General features: G+C 62.6%; 5 protein-coding genes. All 5 read right to left on the minus strand.

The genetic code is table 11. The annotated features are described in order from the left end of the window. Nucleotides 1–121 precede the first annotated feature (121 nt). The 5 genes from BMY98_RS26195 to BMY98_RS26215 all read right to left on the minus strand — a co-directional run bounded on the left by BMY98_RS26195 (nt 122) and on the right by BMY98_RS26215 (nt 7297). On the minus strand, nt 122–1300 hold the full coding sequence (locus BMY98_RS26195) for a BaiN/RdsA family NAD(P)/FAD-dependent oxidoreductase (RefSeq protein WP_074893674.1): 1179 nt from the start codon (nt 1298–1300) through the stop codon (nt 122–124). Nucleotides 1301–1512: 212 nt separating this feature from the next. Continuing rightward, entirely contained in the window at nt 1513–2892 is a 1380-nt protein-coding gene (gene dbpA, locus BMY98_RS26200; RefSeq protein ID WP_074893676.1) for an ATP-dependent RNA helicase DbpA, read from the minus strand. 86 nt (nt 2893–2978) lie between these two features. Next, entirely contained in the window at nt 2979–4421 is a 1443-nt protein-coding gene (mdtD, locus tag BMY98_RS26205; RefSeq protein ID WP_074893678.1) for a multidrug transporter subunit MdtD, read from the minus strand. A gap of 108 nt (nt 4422–4529) precedes the next feature. Beyond that, nucleotides 4530–5855 carry a TldD/PmbA family protein gene (locus BMY98_RS26210; RefSeq protein ID WP_074893682.1) on the minus strand — a complete coding sequence of 442 codons (1326 nt, stop codon included), beginning with the start codon at nt 5853–5855 and terminating at the stop codon, nt 4530–4532. Further along, a complete protein-coding gene (locus BMY98_RS26215; RefSeq protein ID WP_074893680.1) occupies nt 5855–7297 on the minus strand; it encodes a TldD/PmbA family protein in 1443 nt (480 codons plus the stop codon). Before BMY98_RS26215 ends, BMY98_RS26210 begins: the two co-directional genes overlap by 1 nt. Nucleotides 7298–7559 lie beyond the last annotated feature (262 nt).

Consider the following 7559-nt stretch of genomic DNA (forward strand, 5'->3'; position numbering starts at 1 on the left):
GAAGGTCAGGCACTGAATGAGTATTGCCTGGCCCGGCCTCTTCGCGACCGTCGTAAACTCCGATGGCTCCTACAGAGATCGCGTGCGTCTGTGCTGTTTTGAGCGTGCTTGCAGCGAATGCTCAGACGAACTGCGCCGCCGCATAGGCCGATGCCCAGGCCCACTGGAAGTTAAAGCCGCCCAGATGCCCGCTGACATCCAGCACCTCGCCAATGAAGTACAGGCCCGGCGATTTAAGGGATTCCATGGTCTTCGACGAGACTTCCCGGGTGTCGATGCCGCCCAGGGTCACTTCCGCCGTGCGATAGCCTTCGGTACCCGCCGGCACCACCTGCCAGCTCGCCAGTTTGGCGGCGACGTCGGCCAGTTCGGCGTGGGTGTACTGCTTCATCGGCTTGGACACAAACCACTGCTCGGCGATCAGGTTGGCCATTTTCTTGGTGAAAATCTCGCCAAGCAGCGTTTTCAGTTCGCTGTTCGGGCGTTCGGCCTGTTGCTCGGTCAGCCAGTTGTGGGCGTCATGGTCGGGCATCAGGTTGATTTCGACCGTATCGCCTGGCTGCCAGAAGGACGAAATCTGCAGGATCGCCGGCCCGCTCAAGCCACGGTGGGTGAACAGGATGTTTTCGCGAAAGCTGACGTCGTTGCAGCTCACCAGGCAATCGACCGACGTGCCGGTCAGCTCGGTGCACAGCTCTTTCAACTGATCGGTGATGGTGAACGGCACCAGGCCCGCCCGGGTAGGCAGCAGCGTATGGCCGAACTGCTTGCCGACCTGATAACCGAAACCGGTCGCCCCCAGCGTCGGAATCGACAGGCCGCCCGTGGCAATCACCAGCGACTCGCAACGCAGTTCGCCCAGGGTGGTTTTCAGCAGGTAACCGTTTTCGGCTTTCTCGATGCTCTGCACCGAAGTGTCCATGTGCAGGCTCACGCCAGCGGTGTCGCATTCGGCGAGCAGCAGATTAAGGATGTCGATGGACTTGTTGTCGCAGAACAGCTGGCCGAGTTTCTTCTCGTGGTACGGCACGCCGTGCTTGCCCACCAGTTCGATGAAGTCCCACTGGGTGTAGCGGGCCAGCGCCGATTTGCAGAAATGCGGGTTCTGCGAGAGGAAGTTGGCGGGCTCGGTATACATGTTGGTGAAGTTGCAGCGACCGCCGCCCGACATGAGGATTTTCTTGCCCGGCTTGTTGGCGTGATCGATCAACATGACCTTGCGCCCGCGCTGGGCCGCCGTGAATGCACACATCAAACCTGCGGCGCCGGCGCCGATTATCACAACGTCAGTAACGGGCAAAGCGGTGTCCTCGGAATATCGGGAAGAAGATCGTGCCAACGCTCTGCGTTGGTATGCATACCGTGACGCTCGGCGTCACCCTAGGGCGCAGAGCGCCCGGCCCGGCGTTACCACGCAGAGCGTGGGAACGATCAGCTCACTCCTACAGGGGTTGCGCGGCCTTGTAGGAGTGAGCTTGCTCGCGATCAGGGGGCGACTCGGTACTGGGCGGATTAAAGAATCCGCACGCGCAACGATTTGCCTTTGATCTTGCCGTTGTTCAAACGCTCCAGTGCCTGCTTGGCCATGCTGCGCTCCACGGCGACGTAGGCCTGGAAATCAAAGATCGCGATCTTGCCCACCTGAGTGCCGGGAATGCCTGCTTCGCCGGTCAGCGCGCCCAGAATGTCGCCAGGGCGCAGCTTGTCTTTGCGGCCGGAACCGATGCACAGGGTGGTCATCGGTGGCAGCAGCTTGCCGCCTTCCTTGCGTTCCAGTTGGTCATACTGCTGCCAGTTGAGCGGCGCTTTCTGCAGCTCTTCAACCGCACGGGCGCGCTGGCTTTCACCGGGTGCGACGAGGCTGACAGCGATGCCGGTCTCACCCGCACGACCGGTACGGCCGACGCGGTGGATGTGAATTTCAGAATCCCGCGCCAGCTCGACGTTGAGCACCATGTCCAGACCATCGATGTCCAGACCGCGCGCAGCAACGTCGGTGGCCACCAGCACCGAGGTGCTGCGGTTGGCGAACATCGCCAGCACCTGGTCACGGTCGCGCTGTTCCAGATCGCCATGCAGGCCGACGGCAGACATGCCCTTGGCGGTCAGGTGATCGACCACTTCCTGAACCTGCTGCTTGGTGAAACAGAACGCCACGCAGGACTGCGGACGGAAATGATCGAGCACGCGGACCACCGCTTCGAGGCGTTGCTCCGGGGCGATTTCGTAAAAGATTTGCTCGATCTGGCTGTCGGCGTGGAGCGCTTCGACCTTGACGGTCTGCGGATCGCGCATGAATTTCGAGGACAGCTGCTTGATGCCGACCGGGTATGTGGCCGAGAACAGCAGCGTCTGGCGACGCTTGGGCGTCTGCTCGATGATGTCGGCAATGGCGTCGTAGAACCCCATATCGAGCATGCGGTCAGCTTCGTCCAGCACCAGCGTGTTCAGGCCGTCCAGCACCAGCGAGCCTTTGCGCAGGTGCTGCTGGATGCGACCCGGCGTGCCGACAATGATGTGCGCGCCGTGCTCCAGAGAGCCGATTTGAGGGCCGAAAGACACGCCGCCGCAAAGGGTCAGCACTTTTATGTTGTCTTCGGAACGCGCCAGACGACGGATTTCCTTGGCCACTTGGTCGGCCAGCTCCCGGGTGGGGCAGAGCACCAACGCCTGGCAGCCGAAATAGCGCGGATTGATCGGATTGAGCAGGCCGATGCCGAATGCAGCAGTCTTGCCAGAGCCCGTCTTGGCCTGTGCGATCAGGTCCATCCCCTTGACGATCACCGGCAGGCTCTGCGCCTGAATCGGCGTCATCTCGGCATAACCAAGGGACTCCAGGTTAGCCAGCATGGCGGCGGAAAGGGGCAGTGAGTTAAAAGCGGTGTTAGTCACGGGACGGGCCTGCAAAACAAAATGTCGCGCAGTGTATCAGGTCGCGGCCCCTGCCTTGGGGCCGCGCGCGATAAATGGTGAGTGCATCACGCCTCGATCTCGGGCTCCGGTTGTGGTTTGCGCGCCGGTGCTTCGGGGGCCATGCGCGGCGATAGCTGCAGGAAGATCGACGCCGCCAGCATCGCCAGCACGCCGACGCACAGGAAGGTCAGCTGAAACGCGCCGAGGACATCGCTGACTTCGCCCGTCGCCACGTCGTCGCTGAATCCGCCCAGCAGCGCGGCCGCGCAGGCGACGCCGAGGCTCAGGGACAACTGCGCGACCACCGACAGCAGACTGTTTCCGCTGGCGGCACTGGCATCGTCGAGGTCAATCAGGGTCACCGCGTTCATTGCCGAGAACTGCAGCGAGTTGACCCCGCCCAGAAACGCCAGATGAATCAGCAGCAGCCAGTACGGCGTGTCGGCAGTGACCAACGCCATGCTCGCCAGCAAGATACCCAGCAGCAGCGTGTTACCGGTCAGCACGATGCGATAACCCAGTCGCTCGATAGCTTTGGTCGCCAGCGGTTTGGCGAACATCGCCGCGAGGGCCAGGGGAATCATGCTCATGCCGGCGTGTGACGGCGAATAACCCAGAGCGACTTGCAGCATCAGCGGCAGGAGGAAGGGCAGGGCGCCGCTGCCCAGTCGGGCAAACAGATTGCCCATAATGCCCACCGCGAAACTGCGGGTCTTGAACAGCTGAGCGGAGAACAGCGGCGCTTCCACATGACTGGCGCGCAACCAGTACGCGGCGAGACACGCCATGCCGCCGAACAGCAACATCACCACCCGCAAGTGCGGCAGGTTCAGTTCGCCAAGTCCTTCCATTGCAATCGTGATCAGCACCATCGACGCGCCGAAGAGTCCGAACCCCACCAGATCAAACCGGGTGCGCACGCCGCCCTGAAGATCGGGGATGAATTTGCGTACGGCGAAACACCCAAGAATCCCCACCGGGAGGTTGATCAGGAAAATCCAGTGCCAGCTCAGGTATTCCACCAGCCAGCCGCCGACCGTCGGGCCCATCAGCGGGCCGAGCAGGGCGGGCATGGTGATGAAGCTCAAGGTGCGCACCAGTTCGGCTCGGGGGTAGGCGCGCAGCACGATGAGCCGGCCGACCGGCATCATCAACGCACCGCCGAGGCCCTGAATCACCCGCGCGCCTACCAGCATGCCGAGGGAGTTGGACACCGCACACAGCAACGAGCCGAAGCTGAACAACAGGATGGCGCTGAAGAAGATGCGCTTGATGCCGAAACGGTCGGAAATCCAGCCCGACGCCGGAATCAGCAGGGCGATGGTCAACATGTAAGCGATGATCACCGACTGCATGCGCAGCGGGTTTTCCGCCAGCGAGCCGGCCATGGACGGCAGCGCGGTGTTGAGGATCGTGCCGTCCAGGCTTTGCATGAAAAAAGCGATGGCGATGACCCATGGCATCCAGCGCAGGGTGCGGGCGTCCAACTGCGGTGTTGAGGTCGGCATGTGGATCGAGGGTCCTTGTGGTTGCTCGTGCTTGATCGATTGTTGCTATCGCGGGCTGCCTATCGCGCGGCAGGTCCCGCTTGTGGTCGCATTCCGTAGGAGCCGGCGTTACAGCGTCAGCATCAACCCACTCAGCAATGCGCCGGGCAGCAGACTCGAGGCGGTCTGGCGCTGACTGTAGGTGCTCGTCGACAGCAGGAGTTCCCTTTCTGTGGTCAGTTGTTCCAGCGCCGTGCCCAGCAGCGCGAAGATACTGTCGTCGAAGCGCATGGTGTTGACCGGTGCCTTGATTTGCCCGTCTTCGACCCAGAACGTGGCGAAGCGGGTCATCCCGGTGATGCGCCCGGCGGTGCGGTCCGAGAAATTCAGGTACCACAGGTTGCTGATGTACAGGCCCGTGCCCAGTGCTTTCAACACCTCATCCAGCGCTAGCGAACCACCCGCCATGCTCAGCGCGCTCGGCGACTCGCCCCAGCCCGCGCCGTTGGCGACAAGGCCATATTCGGCCGCACTGCGCGAATCGATCATGCGATCCCGGGCCACGCCTTCGGCCACCAGCGACAGGTCCATGCGCGGATAGCCCTCGCCGGAAAACGCAGGGGACAGCGAGCCGCTGACCTGCTCGTTCAAACTCACCAGCGGGCTCAGCATGGATTGGCCGTCGTACAGCCGCTGCAAAGGACTGGTCTTGTCAGCCAGCGACTGCGCGGAGAAACCACCCCAGCACAGCATGCCCATGACTTCTTCAAGTGCGGCAGGCGCCAGATAAGCGCGGTATTGCCCGGGCGCGAGGGCGTGTGCCGGGCGGCCAAGAAACGCCAATTGCTCACGGGCCAGCGCAAAGCGCCGTGCAAAGCCTTCATCCGCCCAGGTATGGCCGGCGTAGTTGGCTTTCACCGCCTGGCCGTTCTCGTGGAACAGGCTCCAGTCGAAATTGAAGCTGTTGGCCTGGTGCCAGCCGAGCGCGCCGCTGGAACTGGCAAAGCCGCGATAGATCGGCCCGGCCGCGTAGATGCCCACCAGATCCAGCCCCTCGCCCAGTTGCGCGATCTGCTCGACGACATGGGCGCTGTCCGGCAGCGGCGTCTCCTGCACACTGCTGCTCTGCCAGGCCTCGTCGTTCGGTTGCAGATAAGGATCTTCCGGCAACAGCGTCAGGGTTTCGCGCAGCTGAAGCAGGGCTTCGCTCAGGCGCTGTCGATCCACCTCGCCATCGCCCGACAGCGTGAGGTTCAGGTTGGCGTGGCGGCCTGCGGCGATCAGTTTGAACGTCACACTGGCCTGCTGCACGTGGCCGGCCTGACGCACTTTGGCGTGATTGAAACGGATGAAGTCCGACGCTTCGGCGTCATAGCTGAGGGTGTAACGCTCGTCCGCAGTGACCGCGCTGTGCAGCCACTCGGCCAGGGCTTTGAATTGAGCTTGATGGGACATCATGCGTCACCTCCGAAAACATCAACGCTCGCGAACACGCAAGCGGGCGAGGCATGCCCCACGCGGATCACTTGATTGGGCTCGCCTTTGCCACAGTTGGGCGTCCCGAGGACCTTGAAGGTGCTGGCGTCGCCGACCGCGCTGAGGTTGCGCCAGAACTGGGCGGAGATCGCGCGGTAGTTGGGGTTTTTCACCACGCCCTTGATCTCGCCGTTCTCGATCAACTGACCCCACTCACAGCCGAACTGGAATTTGTTGCGCGCATCGTCGATCGACCACGAGCGGTTGGTGCTCATCAAAATGCCGTGCTCGATGCCACCAATGAGCTGCGCCATCGACTGGTCGCCCGGCTCGATGTTGAGGTTGGCCATGCGGTCGATGGGCGCGCGGTTCCAGCTCGACGCGCGGCTGTTGGCGACGCCTTCCATACCGCTGCGGTATTGCGACAGCGCGCCGCCCAGCGGCCTCACCAGTACGCCGTCCTTGATCAGAAATTGCTTGCTCGCCGGCGTGCCATCGTCGTCGTGGCCGTAGCTCGCCAGTTGCTCGGGGATTTCAGGATCGAAGGTCACGTTGAGCAGGCTTGAGCCGTATTGCAGGCTGCCGAAGTCGCTGGCTTTGACGAAGCTGGTCCCGGCGTAGTTGCGCTCATCGCCGAGGATGCGGTCCAGCTCCAGCGGGTGGCCGATGGATTCGTGGATTTGCAGGGTCATCTGGTCGGGTGTCAGCAACAGATCGCGCGGGCCGGTGGGTGTGTTCGGCGCCATGACCAGTTGCAGGGCCTGATCGGCGACGTTGACGGCCGCGCCAATGATCCCGCACGACGCGATGACTTCCGCGCCGCCTTGCTGGCCGAAGTTTTCGCGACCGAGGCTGCGGGTCTGGCTGTCCTGGCCGTCGTAAGCCGTGACGGTGAGGCCAGGGAAGACGAAGCGCTGGGCCTGGCGGATCTCGGCGCCGGCGTTGTTGAGGTAGATTTGCTCGACGTTCTCGAGCCCCAGGCTCACCTGCCAGTTGACCAGACGTTCGTCCCTCGGCACCGACGCCGATTCGGCATTGAGCAGGGCGTAGCAATCACTGAGCGATGGAAACGCATTTTGCAGATTGGGCGAAAGGTAATCGGCGTGGGCGGTGGCGACAGCATGGTCGCGCAGGTCGAGAAGAGAATGCGGGGCCAGTTGCCGCGCTTGAATTTCAGCCTGCTCCAGCGCCGTTTGAAGCCCGCGCTGGGAGATGTCGTTGGTGGCCGCGTAGGCTTCGACGCCATTGACGCGCACGGTGAGCATCGCGCCCTCGTCGATGCTCAATTGCGGCGGCTCGGCGACGTTCTTGCGCACCGACAGATGCTGGCTGGTCTGTTTGACGTAACGCAGGGAGAAAAACGGGGCGCTGCTCTGCAGGGCGGCGAACCGCTGTTTGAGCTGAGCGGAGAAGTCGAACATGCAGGAAAGCTCCTTGACGATTCGGACAGGCAACGGCCCGAATCATAGCGCGGATGGTCACTGCAGCGGGGGAGGGTTGTACAACGCGGGCATGGGATGTACCCATTGTGGGACCGGCTTTAGCCGGGAATGCGTCAGGCGTCACACCGAGAAACTGAGGGTGTACTCACCGGCCTCTTCCCGGCTGAAGCCGGTCCCACTGACACAGCGAGTGCCCATTCTGGGACCGGCTTTAGCCGGGAATGCGCCAGGTGTCACAACG

The sequence above is a fragment of the Pseudomonas graminis genome (assembly GCF_900111735.1).
GTDB lineage: Bacteria > Pseudomonadota > Gammaproteobacteria > Pseudomonadales > Pseudomonadaceae > Aquipseudomonas > Aquipseudomonas graminis.